This window comes from Rhizobium brockwellii (genome assembly GCF_000769405.2).
GTDB lineage: Bacteria > Pseudomonadota > Alphaproteobacteria > Rhizobiales > Rhizobiaceae > Rhizobium > Rhizobium brockwellii.
The window spans coordinates 1-15,392 of record NZ_CP053445.1 but is presented as its reverse complement, the minus strand read 5'-3'; the positions used below and the strand labels follow the sequence as shown (position 1 = coordinate 15,392).

11 protein-coding genes and 1 tRNA gene are annotated in these 15,392 nt (G+C 55.6%); 4 read left to right on the top strand and 8 right to left on the bottom strand.

Annotated elements, in window-relative coordinates:
• Positions 1–71: 71 nt before the first annotated feature.
• Positions 72–1,019, bottom strand: a complete 948-nt coding sequence (locus RLCC275e_RS33635; RefSeq protein ID WP_033184390.1) for a hypothetical protein — start codon at positions 1,017–1,019, stop codon at positions 72–74.
• 493 nt (positions 1,020–1,512) lie between these two features.
• On the opposite strand from RLCC275e_RS33635, the gene RLCC275e_RS33625 reads away from it, so the two are divergent.
• Positions 1,513–1,584 (top strand) — tRNA-Val (locus tag RLCC275e_RS33625).
• 49 nt (positions 1,585–1,633) lie between these two features.
• Positions 1,634–3,136 (top strand): hypothetical protein, encoded by a 1,503-nt coding sequence (locus RLCC275e_RS33620; protein ID WP_033184391.1) that lies wholly within the window; start codon positions 1,634–1,636, stop codon positions 3,134–3,136.
• Between the two features lie 125 nt (positions 3,137–3,261).
• On the opposite strand, the gene RLCC275e_RS33615 is transcribed toward RLCC275e_RS33620, so the two are convergent.
• Positions 3,262–4,398 (bottom strand): RHE_PE00001 family protein, encoded by a 1,137-nt coding sequence (locus RLCC275e_RS33615; protein ID WP_033184392.1) that lies wholly within the window; start codon positions 4,396–4,398, stop codon positions 3,262–3,264.
• 186 nt (positions 4,399–4,584) lie between these two features.
• Here RLCC275e_RS33615 and RLCC275e_RS33610 point away from each other — a divergent pair, with 186 nt between their 5' ends.
• The gene (locus tag RLCC275e_RS33610) at positions 4,585–5,733 is read left to right on the top strand and encodes a site-specific integrase (protein WP_033184393.1); all 1,149 of its coding nucleotides are present in this window, start codon (positions 4,585–4,587) and stop codon (positions 5,731–5,733) included.
• A gap of 4 nt (positions 5,734–5,737) precedes the next feature.
• Here RLCC275e_RS33610 and RLCC275e_RS33605 read toward each other — a convergent pair whose 3' ends face one another.
• Complete coding sequence (locus tag RLCC275e_RS33605; protein WP_033184394.1) at positions 5,738–6,724, bottom strand: restriction endonuclease; 987 nt, start codon at positions 6,722–6,724, stop codon at positions 5,738–5,740.
• A gap of 795 nt (positions 6,725–7,519) precedes the next feature.
• Here RLCC275e_RS33605 and RLCC275e_RS33600 point away from each other — a divergent pair.
• The gene (locus RLCC275e_RS33600) at positions 7,520–8,206 is read left to right on the top strand and encodes a hypothetical protein (protein ID WP_033184396.1); all 687 of its coding nucleotides are present in this window, start codon (positions 7,520–7,522) and stop codon (positions 8,204–8,206) included.
• Positions 8,207–8,241: 35 nt separating this feature from the next.
• Here the strand turns inward: RLCC275e_RS33600 and RLCC275e_RS33595 are convergent, their stop codons facing one another.
• The 5 genes from RLCC275e_RS33595 to repA all read right to left on the bottom strand — a co-directional run bounded on the left by RLCC275e_RS33595 (position 8,242) and on the right by repA (position 15,392).
• Complete coding sequence (locus tag RLCC275e_RS33595; protein WP_050516871.1) at positions 8,242–9,873, bottom strand: hypothetical protein; 1,632 nt, start codon at positions 9,871–9,873, stop codon at positions 8,242–8,244.
• Positions 9,874–9,970: 97 nt separating this feature from the next.
• Positions 9,971–11,494 carry a hypothetical protein gene (locus tag RLCC275e_RS33590; RefSeq protein WP_033184397.1) on the bottom strand — a complete coding sequence of 508 codons (1,524 nt, stop codon included), beginning with the start codon at positions 11,492–11,494 and terminating at the stop codon, positions 9,971–9,973.
• Positions 11,495–11,774: 280 nt separating this feature from the next.
• Positions 11,775–12,989, bottom strand: coding sequence for a plasmid replication protein RepC (gene repC, locus RLCC275e_RS33585; RefSeq protein ID WP_033184398.1), 1,215 nt, complete (start codon positions 12,987–12,989; stop codon positions 11,775–11,777).
• Positions 12,990–13,143: 154 nt separating this feature from the next.
• Positions 13,144–14,130: a plasmid partitioning protein RepB gene (gene repB / locus RLCC275e_RS33580; protein ID WP_033184399.1), complete on the bottom strand. Its 987-nt coding sequence runs from the start codon at positions 14,128–14,130 to the stop codon at positions 13,144–13,146.
• A 74-nt stretch (positions 14,131–14,204) separates the two neighbouring features.
• On the bottom strand, positions 14,205–15,392 hold the full coding sequence (repA, locus tag RLCC275e_RS33575; RefSeq protein ID WP_033184400.1) for a plasmid partitioning protein RepA: 1,188 nt from the start codon (positions 15,390–15,392) through the stop codon (positions 14,205–14,207).

Sequence of the window (15,392 nt, the reverse complement as noted above, 5' to 3'; positions counted from 1 at the left end):
TGGCCGATGGCGTTCCGAGTCCGTGTTGCGATTGCTATGCGTTCTGGATCGGTGATCGGCATGAATGTCCCTCAGGTCCACAGACTGTCATAGAGCGCGTCGATCAGTGCATCGCCGTCGGACAAGATGATTTCTACGACTTGAAGGTCTCTGTTCTTCTGGTGCTGGACGGGTTTGTTTCCACGTTCTAGCAGCGGTTGTCCCGCGCTACGCGCGGCGGCGCTGCCCCCAACCAGGAGAACAAGATCGGTACGCTGGGATGGTGCCGGATTTTCCAACTGCTGGATCCTGTCCAGGGAGAGGATAACGTCGGCGTATTCATCGGGCGCCAACTCCTGGAGGATGTCCTGCAGCTGTTTGACGCCAATCGGCACATCGAGGGCTCGGTTGATCTCGAACCAGACACCCTTGCCATCATGGACAAGGTTACCGGACTTTTTCGGCACCTCGACCTTCTTGCCAAGCATGACCTCGTCGAGAACGGACGGGATCCATTGCTTGCGCCATTTGGCTTCGCCGGCAATGAAACGGCTGACCGAGCCGTCCTCGTTGACGACGATGCCGATGAAGTCGTCGCCCTTGCGGCCAAGAATCTCTCTTGTGCGAAGGGGGTCACGCGACAGAACATAGATATACTGCCTTGCGTCTTCCTGGTTGCGGAAGAGAAAGACCGGGACGACCCACTGGTGATGGCCGACGAAGTCCAGCGCCTCGGTCATCAACCCCGACATCACCTCTCCGAACACGCCTCGCCTTGCCTTCGGGGGAAGGCAGTTTGGATATTTCGCGTTGAATCCCGGAGCCCCTGCATCCGGATGGAGGCTCATCCCTGCATAGTTGTGGAAGTACTCACGTGCATCCGAATGCGCGGATTCGAAATAGGGACGTAGCCCCTCTCGTATAGTTGCGTCGCCGGGAACGATCTGTTCCAGCAGGATATGACCATAGCCCTTCGTCGACGTAGGATAGCTGGTAAGCCATTTGTTCAGTGTGGCATTTGGTGGCGCTTGCTTATGCATGATGTCTCGGCGCGGGGTTGCAACTCTGGAGTTATACTAGAACCGCCCGAAGCTCCACTACTTCGCCGACTTGAAATGCCGGAGCGGTTACCGCAACTGGTTGTTTAGATGACCGCCCATGCACGTTACCTCCCCCTCCCCGTGGTCTCCCGCAATCCTAGCTCCTCGACGATCCAGTGTATCCCGCGGCGTGACGGCAAGGTCTTTCACAATCATCCCCCCGACACCAGTGGCTTTGCCAACACCTGTCACTTTGCACGATTGGATGCAAAAAGACACCAAAGTTCGCCATCGTTTGAACTACAGAACTGAGGCTCAGCATGTTGGAATAAAGTGTCTACTATACTTTGACACTTTGTCGCTCTGCGGTGATAGCTGCATGCGAGATATCTAATAAATCGTCGATATGAACAACTTGCGATGGTTGACAAACAACTGATTTCGCTCCACCATTTCAGTCGTCTGGGCGGCGATTGATTGGCCTCGACGTTTATGCATTGAAGCTGAATGGTGCAGCGTAACCCTAACAAGGTTAAGTGCCCGGGTTCAATTCCCGGCTTTGCAATCGAGCCCTGCTCGTTGATCGAGCAGGGCTATTATTTTGTGGAGTGCTGATGCTTTGTCTATTTCAAATACCTATCGCGGATTTGCGACCATTTGTTCAAACACAGGCGCGGCTGTCGAAGCCAAATTGGCTAGTTCCTGAGCCAGATGTAGAGTTCCTTAGAACTTTTGGCGGGCTGAGAAATCGGTATCTTGGCGGTCTGACGGGGTGGGTCGGCGAGGGCATCATCTGCAGGGCACGAAACGCAGTCACGTTCCCGGAGGGTCTGGTCGATAGAACCTTTGGCACAGATACATGGCGCGTTTGGGGTGTAACAAAATCACTTTTCCACGACGACCTAGCTCTGGCGAAGCTCGAAATCGGCTATAAAATAAAGTTGCGTCGTGGACAAACAGGAAACGTCAACCGCATCGTTGAGCAAATGATGACACGGCCGACAAAGATTCCAAAGTTCGGTGACGGCAGCACATTTGCTCTTGCTGAGACGGGCAAGATTGTAGCCCAGAAATACCTGAGTGCTAGCTGCGCGCCACCCTATAAAGACAACGTTGAGAAGTTTTCGAAGCACGTCATCGCCGGGAGGCCGATCGTATACGTCGAGCAGCGGTCTCGTAGTGCCAGCGGCGTACCGCCGTACTGTCGCGAATTCCAAGTTCCAGTGGAGCTCCTCGATCAACGCAAAGGTTTTAGGCACTCTGATGCGACGGTCCGCGTATATTATTGGAAATTCCGTCACAAAGGGGTCGATATACCGGTATTTTATACTCTCTATTCCGCAAATGCTGCCGAGCAAGCACGTAATATCCGAATCTTTCTGACGCGGATGTGGGCAGAGATCGAATGCCTTAGGCACACCTTGAGGGCTTTGATTTCTGGTGCGATCTCCCCGGATCCAGACAGCAGCGAAGCGGATCAGCTTCAGTTCTTTATGAACCGCACCTTGAAGCGAATAAAGCGGATGGGAGTCAGTTCAGCTAAAATTGCTGGAGACGAGCTGTACGACCTGGGCTACGCGGTGCTGGAAGAAACCACAAAGGATGAGATTGATCAGCTTAGAATGGCACTGGACAACATCCGGACCAGACCCACACTGGCAAAAGCATTGATGGGAATGGCCGGTAAAGAACCGCCTCCAACAACCATCTACAACATCGACAATAGCGTCAACAATTTATACTTCGGAGATCGGACCGTGACCAACAAATATGAAAACAAGGGCAATGGCCAATTCAACGTGCTCAATGACTCCGCACAGGTTGGCAGCATAATTGGGCAAGACCAAAGAGTTCAACAGGCCAACATCCGTCACGACTTGATCAGGATGACTGACGAGCTTTCCGCGAGGATTAGCGACGCGATTAGCTCTCGTGAGATTGAGGCAACTGCCGTCTCAAGTAACCTAGAAGCCGTAAAAAAAGGCGTTGAGGCTCCTCAGATTGATCATGAGGGTGTCAATAAAGCGCTGAAATCCATAGAGTCAGGTGTTGGACACGTGGCCGGAATAGGCACGAAGATTGCCGCAATAGCAGCGCTACTTAAAAACTTCCTGTGATTTAGCACTAACCGTCTACTCCAATCGCGGTCATTCAGTATCAGGGGACTGCTGTGGTTTACGCACCGGCAGTCCCCATCGGAAGCTGCGGTGTCAACCTTTGTAAAGTCCGTACGCCCTTCCGTCTATGATATCCCCCATGCCCGAAACCTCCCCCTCCCCGTCATCTCCCGCAGACCCAGCTCCAAAACAATCCGCCGCGCCGCCTGCGGCGTCACCTTGAGCGCCTTCGCCACCATCCCGGCCGACACGAGCGGTTTCGCCATCACCAGCTCGACCAGTTCCGGCAGTTTTGAAGACGTCCGGCGCCCTTCCAGCTTTCGGTCCATCATTGTCTTCGCCAGCGTCAGCCGGTCATGCTCTTTCAAGCCAATCTCGGCGGCTGCGATCAGGCCGTGAGCAATGGCGAGCAACCGGGTCTCCCGATCACGATGCCGGCGCCGATCGACGGGAATGGTTTTTAGTCCGAGGTTGATGGCGGCGAGATGGGTGCCGGTGGTGACGCCGGCCTGGCGCAATATCGACGCGGCCAGCAGCCGGCCGAGCCAGTGCGCATGCTGAAGCACGGAAAGCTCGTTCCAAGCATCGACGGCGACGATCGCCTGTAGCACCGCCGGCAGGTCTTGAGCCTGCCGCAGTACGCCGCGCCATTCGTCGAGCCGGGCATCCTCGTCCCAGTCGAGATCGTAAATCATTGGATCCTTTTCTTGAACGCTCGCACTGCCGGGTCGTTTAGCACTCTCGATCGCAGCCCCCGATCGGGCCAGCACCGCATCGATGGCGGCATAATCGACGCCGGGGAGATTTTCGATTTCGTCGACATCTTCCCCCTCCCATTCGGCGATCGCGACCGCCGGCCGAATAACTCCGGCCGTCGTCGCCTCGTCCCCGCCCCCCGACCCGATCTCGGAAATTTTCCGCAGCGAGCGGATTCCGTCCGTCGATAGCGCCCAGCCAGCGGGTTGGGCAGCGATGCGCCGACGGGTGCGCAAGACGTCGCGGGCGATTGTCAGCTCATGGCTGGGCGTGCGAATATCCCGGGTAGCGTCGTGGAGGACAAGGTCTTCGAGATGGACGAGTTCGCCGTCGATCCACAGGGATGCACAGGCATCGACGTACTGCATGCGCTCAATCCAGCCCGCACCAGCCGGCGAGCGGGCGATACGCTCGTCCAGACGCGCGAGAGCGACACCGGCGTCAAAAGTCGGTCTCATCAGGGCAGTCATGATGATTTTGGTAAGATCGTAAGCCATTGAAATAATGGTAAATGATTTGTTATAGGAACTCTATTCAAATATTGCGGTTCGCTACATCGTATGATTGCTGGTTGAGGTCGTAGGCATCGATAACAACTGTTTATCGATGGTAGTTGATCTCTAGTCGCAAATCAGAAAGAATCGGGCAAATCATGGCCCTGGAGGCCGCTTTACCGTCCTTTAGGAGCCTCCGTGGCCAAACCCAAGACACCACTGAACGCCGTCGAGCGCCGCGCTGAAGAACTCAACACCATCGCTTCCGTGCTCCCCATGGAGCGCCGCGACGAACTCGCTGAACTTCTCACTGACCAGGACATCGAGACGCTGCGCCATCTCGTCAACCAGGGCATGGGCGACAACACACTGCGCGCCCTCACCTCCGATCTCGCCTACCTCGAAGCCTGGGGGCTGGCGGCGACCGAAAAATCCCTGCCTTGGCCCGCGCCCGGAGCGCTCCTGCTGAAATTCGTCGCCCATCATCTCTGGGACCCGCAACGCCGCGAAACGGATGCCAATCACGGCATGCCGGCCGACGTCGACGAAAACCTCCGAAGCCAAGGGTTTCTGAAATCCGTCGGCCCGCACGCGCCAGCGACGGTGCGCCGGCGGCTGGCGAATTGGTCGACCCTGACCAAATGGCGCGGCCTTGATGGCGCCTTCGCCTCCCCTGCCCTGAAATCGGCCATCCGCCTTTCGGTTCGCGCCGTCCCCCGGACGCGGGGTCGCAAGAGCGCCAAGGCGGTCACCGGTGACGTCCTGGCAAAACTGCTGTCGACCTGCGCGACCGACAGCCTGCGCGATCTCCGTGACCGGGCAATCCTGATGGTAGCGTTTGCGTCCGGCGGCCGGAGGCGCAGCGAGGTCGCCGGGCTGCGCCGCGAGCAGCTGACCGTCGAGCCACCGATCCCAGTCGAAAACGGCACCCCCCTCCCCTCTCTCGCCATCCATCTCGGCCGCACGAAAACAACCTCCGGGGAACAGGACGATGTCGTCTATCTGACCGGCCGGCCGGTGGAGGCGCTAAATGCCTGGATGGCGGCAGCCAAGATCGAGAGCGGAAGCGTGTTTCGGGCGATCGGACGCTGGGGAACTGTATCGCGGCGGGCGATCGATCCGCAGTCGGTCAACGCGATCCTCAAGCAGCGGGCTGAGATGGCCGGGTTGGAGCCGGGGGAGTTTTCCGCTCATGGGCTAAGGTCGGGGTATCTGACAGAGGCCGCCAACCGTGGGATTCCACTGCCGGAAGCCATGGAGCAATCTCGTCATCGCTCTGTTCAACAAGCATCCAGCTATTATAACAATGCCACGCGGCGGAGCGGTCGCGCGGCACGGATGCTTTAGAACCCTATAATACAGAACGCTCTTCTCTTGGTAAAAGCCATTCAATTATCTGCTTGAATTCTTGGTCGGCGCCTACTCCAACATATCGAACGTAGAAATCCAAGCTGGCCTGCTCAACAAACACTTCGACGCCAACGTCATCGTAACTTTCGTAACAGTAGTTTCCAATGACGGAAGCATTGCCTTTAGTCAGCTTCAACGCAGCTGCGACTAAGGAATGACCATTCATGTCAAATTTTTGCTCGAAGATACTGACCTTCTCGCATGAGCGCCATATTGGAATCGAAGTGTTTTTCAATTCCGCCATTTCTGAGACCATTGGCCGCCACACGACGTCCTCGGGTTCGAAGTCATTAAACGTCCGCCTGGTCCATAGAAAAATCAGTGCCCTATCGATTGCCTTCAATTTTGAGAACTCTTCGTCCTCCACAAATCCGACTAGCGTGGGTACCGAAGGCACCAGATCACGGAGGTGCCAAGACCGCCGCGCTGCCGTCGCTACGGATTGGAGTTTACTACTAAAATACTTTTCAACTATGGCCGGATGGCGCCGAAGTATCTCTTTAAGTTGTTTTCCATCAACGACATGAATTTTAAAAGTGGATCTCTGTGTGATGCCCTCAATCCAACGCTTTGCGGCCGTCGTCGGGTATGAGCTGATGAAGAAGACAAGATGTCGGGGGTTCTCGGCCAGGGCATGGATAAACTTCGAGGCCAGCAGCTCTGGCCTGACACCCTTTGAGTGATGCTTGCATTCGAAGAACCACGATTCATCAAACTCAGTGAACAAACCAGTGTCGACTGAGCGTGTGCCTTGGATATCCCGGCCGCTATCGGCACCGCCGCGCCTCCATTCCAGGTTACGATAGCCAACCGCTTCAACTAACTCGTAGCACAGTTCTTCAAATTGTTCGTGGTCGATGGTGCCGAAATCGATTTCTCCATGAGGATCTATGACACCCCGATCTTTGCCTAGTCCATTTTTTGCCATCTTACAGCGAGCCTTCAAGATTCATGCGTAAATGTCCCGGATCGCAACCGCGACCCAGGAGAGCGATGCGCGGTCGAACTCAATAAAGGACCCATGGTTAACACTGAAGACGCGGTGTTGAGGGAAGCAAACGTCGACCACATCATCTATCGTAGTCAGAGACTCGGCGTAGATCACCGGCACGGTCCCGGGAACGGGTATTCGCACAAGCAGAGGCTGTAAGATAAAGATACCAACGACGTTATAGTCTTGAACCAGCCACTCGTTACTTCGCTGCCGCCGATCAATGCTATCCGCACACGCTTGAGGTGATGGCGCCACGCCAAGTCCTGACGCGGTTCCACCCATAACTAAACTTCCCATGTCGCTCGGGTGCACTCTGAGGACTTGGGTTATTGGAGCTACATCCGCGAGTATACCGACCGCACCTTCGGCTCCTCCTTTCCCGCTATCCAGAGGGTCGAAAGTGTCCCCTTTTTGGATTGTCGAAAAGGACAAACCGACCCCTGTGAGCGACATCGCATTCTTCATGTCATCGGGGAAGTACCTGGTTGGGTCTCTTGCCATAACCGTGGAGAAATGAACCAGGACAGCTTCTCTGCCTATCAGGAAATTACGGATGTCTGTCGGGCTCATAATTGGCAATCTATAAAAGAAGTGGCACGGTGTCATCTGACGTTACGCCGATGACTTGTTGTAACTTCGGTCCGACCCAGCGGTAAACATGAAAATTTACTAGTCACAATTGGCAACAGAGAGATTCGACCTAAGCCAACAGATGCAGGAAATGCAAGAATGAGCGCTGTACCGATTCAATCTCAGTTAACCCAGATCCCAGACCGTATTTTAGGGCTCGCTGAGTCGGCGCTTCGCCAGGCAAACATGCATGCCGCTTTTCTTGATCCGGGCAACGAGCACTGGGGGCTCATGTCCGTCCTAAACGCGGCGCACGCCGGCGAACTATTTATCAAGGCTATGATCGCAAAGGTGGACCCGCTGCTGGTATTTGCGAAAGTCGATCCGGCGGCGATCCCAACGAATCCGAGCGAGATCGCCGCGCTGCTCTCCAACGGTAAGACGCATAATTTCGAAAAGTTGCCCGACGTGCTGAAGGCGATAACGGGCCTTTCCATACCAGATGCCGTCCTGTTTGAACGCCTGAGGAAGGCTCGTAATTCCATCCAGCATTTTTGCGCGCCAGATGGTGAGCAGGATCCAAGCCGGCTAGCGCTAGAGTTTGTTTACTCGGTTCTCGACCCGTTGATACGCACACAGTTTGGACTCTTCGCAATCGAGTTCCACGAGGACCATAACGTAGGCTACGATTATCTGGTCGCCGTGCTCCTCAGACACCAGTTGCGCTTTTCTCTTCCAGACGATTTCGATGTCTCCGAGATCGACCTCGACGAAGAGATCGCGGCGGCCACAGGAGGCTATAAAGCGTGGTTCCGAAACGAGCTTCATCGCATCGGTAAGGCCTAGCTGATTACATTCTGAAAGCTCGGTATCGGAGATCCTTATCTCTTCGGGTCAGTGATCTCGACATTGAGCGAGGAAAGCTGGCTAACCAACGCCGCTCTCGTGATCGGGACATCGAACCGCCATTCGAGCAAGCGAACACCGTGGCGCTGCAGGATGAGCCGTTTCCTTTCATCACGTGCTCGGGTGAGATCCAATCCTTCCTGTCCACCAAAAAGAGCCACCGGCTCGTAGTGCTGCAAGCCCTGATACTCGATCGCGAGCGAAAGTTCGGGCACGTGAATATCGATTGACTGAAAACCTAGAAAGGGCGGCCTCCATTGATGGACAGCCGACGGCCAAATCGACCGAACGAGATCAAAGAGCGCTGTCTCTGACACCCATCCGCGTCCTATTTCAGGAATGGCTCGCTCTCGACGAAATGCATTCTCCGCCGCCACAAAAGTTTCGGCAAAAAAGACTGAGGCGCCCATGTCGGCGGCCCCGATGTTGATTGAAAATAGGCGTCCGCGCTGAGCGCCGGGGTTCGAGAATTGCGCCATGTAACGGCGGTACCCCGCCCAGTCGGAGGCGGGGCGCATCTGGGGAAGCATTCCCGTGCCAAAGTCAGGCCGCAGCCTCGTCAGATCCTGCAGGACCGGGGGATTAAGATCGAATTGAGCTTGGATTATCTCAAGGAACGTCTCAAACTCTTCCAGAAGCCGGTCCGCGAGAATCGAGGTGGCTGCATACTTTCGGGCTAACAAGCGGATATCTTGTGCTTGCAGCGTCGACCCGGTCAGATACCGAAGATAGATAACCTCATCAAAGAGCACCTCTCGGTCGCGGCCATGAACTGTCTCGACCAACTCCAGCGCATCGTCTAGTCGGTCCGCTTCGGTATGCTCGAGGACGCGCTGCCAGATTGGATCAGGATCAAAGATGTTGCCATCGGAGCGAGGCATGTCATGGGGCAACCCCGCGCCTTCGAAGCCGCGCCACTGGTCGCCTAGTAGGCGTGCGCTAAGCCCATAACCCATGGCAATCTGATTGTCCGCCCAGATCCGTGCGATTGGAAGGCTAGGGTCGAGGGGATTGGCACTCCAAGCTTCCCCTTCAAGCACTCCAGCCGGGCGCGGTTCGTACCCAATGTCGAATCCGGCAGCCTCATAATCGCCTCGCGCCAAGTCTCCGATCGCTTCGACGAGCCGAGTGAAGAGAAGGACCTCATCCTTATTGAAGCCGACAGAAACTAAGACTCGGTTGCGTCCAGACGTCTGTCGAAACACGTCCGTAGCGTAGCCTGAGAACTCTACGGCTCGCTGCCGTCGAATGCCGGTCCCCTCTACAAAGTGGATCCGATGTGTGATGTTTTTTGAAAAGTGGGGATACGTCAGCGGCACGAGCGCTGCCGCTAGAGGAGCTCGCTTCCTTGGCTGGGCTTCGGCCCCGAATTCAACCAGCAAAGCCGCGCACGTTTGCGCCAACCGTGCAAAATGCGCTGAAGCAGGAGAGCTGGGCCCACGTTGGCCTGCGAGCGTACTATAAAGCTTCTGCCATCTGGTGAGATCTTTGCGGTAGAATTCGCGCTGCGACCTGTTTCGAAGGGAGCCTTCAAACAATTTGGCCGCCGCGTGGAACTTGTCTATCCCAGCATCGCCCGTCTCAGGTGGTGGAGGCGTTAGGGTCATGACCTCGCTTGCCCACGAAACGACAGCGTCCCGAGGCGGATTAGCCTAGCGAAAATGGGTTTGCAGTCCATCGTGTTTACGATCCAACTCCGTTCTTCTAGACGAGACCGCATAGTTCGCGAAATGCGTTAGAAAAAATAGGCGATCTGGCATCACCCTCGCCTGTCCATTGATATTGATGAACCTCGATATTAAGGGCTGCGACCGCCGAGGCAATGGCGCCGGACAGTATTGCGTCGATCAACAGCACCGGCTTGTGACCCGACAGGTTTGGAAAAAGTTTTCGGTATAGCATGAGCTGACCGACCGCTGTATGCACATCAGACGTGCTGCACCCAGTCTTTATTTCAATGAGTAGGGGCCACCCATTCTCACGGGCGACCTCCATATCGATGGAGAAGCCTCCTGCTCGGCGCCATTTCCGATAGCCGACTTTTTTCGCCGATAGAGCTGTAGCGAGGGTTTGCCATACCCTACCGTGCATCTGCTCAACGATCCGCGGATCTAAGGCTGGTCGAGCAGGCAACAGATAGGGTTGATCACTCTCAGTCCCTCCAATGCGTGCGCCCGTACCCTCTCCTTCAGCTTGGGTTTGCACCGGTGTACGGGCCGCCCAACACAATTCAACGAAGGCCGCGGTTGTCCGACGAATACGCGCCGGCGGATCGCTCAGATCTGCGACAAGAAACCAGCTCCGCTCGGCTGCTTTTCCTTCCGCAACGACCGATACAGGCTTCAAGCCAGTCGATGAGATAAACTCCGGGACGCGGATATCGGATGCAGGACGCCTTCCGCGCAACCAACCCTGACGCAGCAGATGCAGCCCACCAGTCTCGTCTGTCGCCATTGCAGTCAGGCGATTGTAGTTCCCTGGCTCCGGTGGAGCATTGAGCTCCACTGCCCACTCGCTGCCAAGAGGATCAAGGCCCGCCTTTATCTCGGCGCCGCCCTCGCCGTCTCGCTCAACGAACCAAACGTCTTGTTGCACTATTCTTGGAACTGGTCCTGAGCCATCTGCATTCTCAACGATTGCACTGCGCCAGTAATCGAATGACCTCCGCGACATTTCCTTGTTCGTCACTAGATGCAATGCCCCGGTGGCGAGACCCAATCTGCGCGAAATCTCATCGTAACCAGGTTCGAAACGGCCGATAGCCTCTATGCTCCAGTCGACCAGCTGATCGAGCGTCCAAGACAAACCGAGTTGAGGTGACGCGATGCTGGCAAATGGTGAAAGGCGGTGATCGTAGCGACTCAGCTGATCGTAGATGGAGCGAACGGAGTCTGGAGCGCTCACGGTATCGATTTTTACGCAGAACCCCTCGGCGTCTATCCCTACCGTGTAAGCGAGATGTCTGGTTGCGTTCTGCCGCGGATAGACCCGGGTCCAGGTATAGGGCTTGAATTTCTGTCGCCATTGATCAGTCGGCTTTGAAAGCTTACGAACAACCCCTTCGGGAAACAACTTGCGCTGCAGAGCATGCGCCCACTCGGCTGTTGCTTCATATGCCTGAACGAGTTCAGCGTACGCAGCATCCTGGCGAACATCTCCGTCTCGCCGCACCTGACCGCTCAGCTCCGCAAGAAGCGCAAAATGCCTTGTGTTAAAGCCGTGATCCATCAGCCCCCGCTGCGATAGTGCCCTAGTCAAACATATTTGTAGAGGAGGCATATGCCAATATGGATCGCAAAGACAACTTTGACGCGGTGAGTTTCGAAGTTGGCTCCGGCGCTGGTTTCCAACCGGAGCGATAATGTCGCGACGCCTACGATAGCCACTCGAGTACGGCGACGCATCATCTTATTGTAATCACTTACGAAAATACCTGTTTGTACGGTTGACAACTGAAAATCTTACGGCGGGTTTTGTAAACCCTCCTGAACTTCCTAACCAAAATCTGTCATGCGGACTTGCGTCCACCTAGCTCATGCGTCCGAAGAAGCGCCATAAGCATAGGCCCGAGTGAGAACTCACCTCTTTCCGCTCGCCTAGTCAGATCGCGCAGATATCCGCCGGGCGAACTAATGTGCCCGGCCCGCTCCAGAACGCAAGCCATCGCGACCGCAGCGTTCTCGGGTCCCATCGCTTCACAGGCCTCCTGGTAGGCTGACGGGCTGACCCCGAGTGTGGTTCGCACCACCACTGCGGCGGTCATCAGCTCCCGCCAATGCGAGATTGTGCCACCTGTTGCGTAATCCGATATCTGTGGGCAAGCCCGCAGCACCATACCCAACGGGAAAGCCTTTATCGGTTCGGCAGCTGATCTCCGTTTTGGCGCCATTCCCTCGTCCTGGTCGTTTCGAGAGCCAGGTTCAAGTTCATTTAAGGATTCGGTATTTGAATTCTGTATGTGATGACGGTTTCCGCTATCATTGGTGCCGGATTCTGTCGAGATAAGCTGGTTTTCCAACATGTTGATAGCTTCCTCGCTTAACAACGTCAGTTCGTCGAGGCAAGCTTCGAGGGCCGCTGCAGTCTTTGCCGTTTTGATACTTGCAATCGCGGATACGAGAGCGTCTTCGACAGCTTGCCAATTTCCTGCGGCGCCTTCCTCCACCGCAGCGCTGATGAGCTTCCGGACATCTCGGCGGGTTATCGTGATGCGCTCTTTGATGACGCGCAGCCGCCGGCTCTCCTCGGCGACCTGGTGAGCCATGATTGCAAGTTCTTCTGCCCGGGCAAGGAGCGGCGCGAGGCTGAAACCGTATGCAGTTTCGATCGCACCGTCGTTTCCTTTCCGAGCGTAACGTTTGCCGTTCGGACTGTCATTCCGCTGGATAAGCCCAGCCTCGACAAGAATGGCAAGGTTTTCGCGTAGCGTCGTTCCTGCGATCCCGTTCGCTCGGATCGCCAGCTGCGCGTTCGATGGAAAGACGACGAGATTGCTCTCTTCACTCAGCTCCTGCTCTGGGTAAAATGTCAGCAAGGCATTCAAGACAGCAAGGGCACGGTCACGCAGACCAAGTATCGTTCTTGCCTCGCATGCGCTGCGATAAACTTTCCACTTGTCGACGGACTTACCCGCCTTGATGTTTGCCGTCGAAAGCTGAGCCTTCACCAAGGCAAGCGTCATCGGCCGCCGCCCGAATGGCGTCGTAACATTTCCTATTTGCATTTTCCTCTCACCTTTCTAAAGGCAAAGGAAATCCGCTCACCAAACTGGCGCCAAAGACTCTTGACTGCGATTCATGGAAATGCGATTCTCAGGCTGCTTAGACATGAGGAAGGCTTCCACGACGGCGACGTTTGGGGGCCTTTTTCTTTTGCCGCTATTTTCCTTCTGTTTCAGTTGATTTTAGAAACTCCTGATGAAAACGACCGAGGTTTTCGGCGATGAACCGACCAAACCTTGCCGCGTCGTTCGCCTTCAGTGCGATAGAGTAGCTTTTCCCGCTTCCCTTAAACTCTGCCCGTACACTGGAATCATCTGCGCGCCATTCGCTCGCATTGCTTGGCCGCTTCGAAGGCTTCGTTGCCTTCTTGATGCCTCTAGCTAGAAACTCGAAACGAGCGTCTGATTCGAGAGAAAGGAATGCTTGATCGTTGACTAGGATCCGGGCCAGTTCAAGCGTTGTCGGTCTTTCGATCTGCTGCGCCAACTCAGTCCACCGATCACGGCCGACGGACTTTGCCGCGCCAATCGCATTCGCGATTTCAGCTGGTACGCGACCTGATACCGACAGCATCCGGGTCAACATCGGCGCATCCACGGAGAGGGCGGCCTGGATTGTCGCCCGTTCGTAGGCCAATTCGACCAATCGCTGCGCGAACATTGCGCGTTCGATAAAAGACAGGTTTTCTCGCGCCGAATTTTCCTGACCTTGGGCGATCACGTGATCTGCGTCTGAGATTGCCTTTACGACAGCGCGGACCGGGCGTCCGAGATCTTTGGCCGCGCGCGCGCGACGATGCCCGAAGACGATTTGGTAGCGACCTTCAGCCGTCGGGTGAGGGCGGACCTGTATCGGCGTGTCTTGTCCCCGCTCGCGGATCGCTTCGAGGAGCTCGGCGTAAGCGACATCATCGATTCCCATCCGGTCTGAGACGAAAGAGGATTCCAACGCCTCGGGATCGAGCTCGATGATAGTCTCGCCTGGAACCTGTTGCGCAGCCTGTTCAACCTTGTCTCGAAGCTCGCTCAAGGAGCTGATCATTGACCTCGAAGCACCATGGGTGGCGTATCCAGGCGTTGCCTTACGCTCTATACCCGCGTTCGCGGGAGACGTTATGTTCGCAAAAATGTCCTTACGAGCCATGGACCCACACTCCGGGTTTGGTCATCTTCCTGATATCGCTGCGGAAAGTCGCAGTTTGTACGGCTGACAACGGGTTATGCATTGCGACGCCCCCATGCCTTCTGAAGTTGCTCGATAACTTCGTTATTGACGGCGTCCATCGACTCACGGGCTCGGTCATATGTCGCGGCCGTAAACTGAGCGCGCTCGACCTCATAAAGGCTCTGCTTAGTCAGACCTGCGTCGGAAACGGCAGTGGATTTGACCATATGATTTTTCATCATGTGCTCAGCAAACATCGACTGCATGAAACCGACCATTTGTTGCTGCGGTATATCGGTTGGCTCGTACCGCGTGACCAGATAGCGGAACCAGTCCAGGGATACGTCGACGCCGACGCCTTCGACACTTTTTAGGATCTCGCCCAGCATGAGCAGGAATTGGGACATCGACATAATGTCGAGCATCTGCGGGTGCACCGTGATGAGGACCGATGTTGCTGCCGTCAGCGCCGTGAGCGTCAGATAACCAAGCTGGGGAGGGCAGTCGACAACAACAACATCGTAGCGATAGTCGACTTCTGCCAACGCGTCGCCGATACGGGTGTAGAACATCTTGCCGGCAGTCGAATCTTTTCGCTGCATAGCAATCGGTGTGTCGTACTCATACTCTTGCAGTTCGAGATTGGCTGGCACTACATCGAGGTTTGGGAAATTGGTAGGCTGGATAACGTCCTTGATGGACTTGCGTCCGTCGTCGTAGCGCAGCGCTTCGTAGAAGGACTTTTTTTCGTCCAACTCTGGCTGAATGCCATAAAGCGCAGTCAACGATGCCTGAGGGTCGAGATCGACAGCTAGAACCCGGTAGCCCTTTAGCGCCAGAAACTGTGCGAGGTGAGCCGAGGTCGTGGTCTTACCCGAGCCGCCTTTGAAGTTGACGACTGCAATAACCTGCAGTTTCTCATCAGCCTGCCGGTGCGGAACCCGATCAAGAAGTTGGCGAAGCTCGTTCACCTGATCTGCTGTGTAGTAGCGTCGGCCGGTCGAGGTGGTGCTTGGCTCGACACCCTTTCCCTGGAGGTGCAGTTTCTTGAGATAGCTCTGTGAAACGCCGACAAAGTCCGCGACTTCCGCTAATGAGAATTGGCGAAGCGACTTCTGTGCGTTGGGCGGGAATTTCTCGCGCCGCAGCATGTCGAGTTTCGAGGATATATCTCCGCCCTGCGCGAGGATAATATCTGCGAAACTCGACACTTTCTCCGAAGCGGCCATTTTCACGTTCAT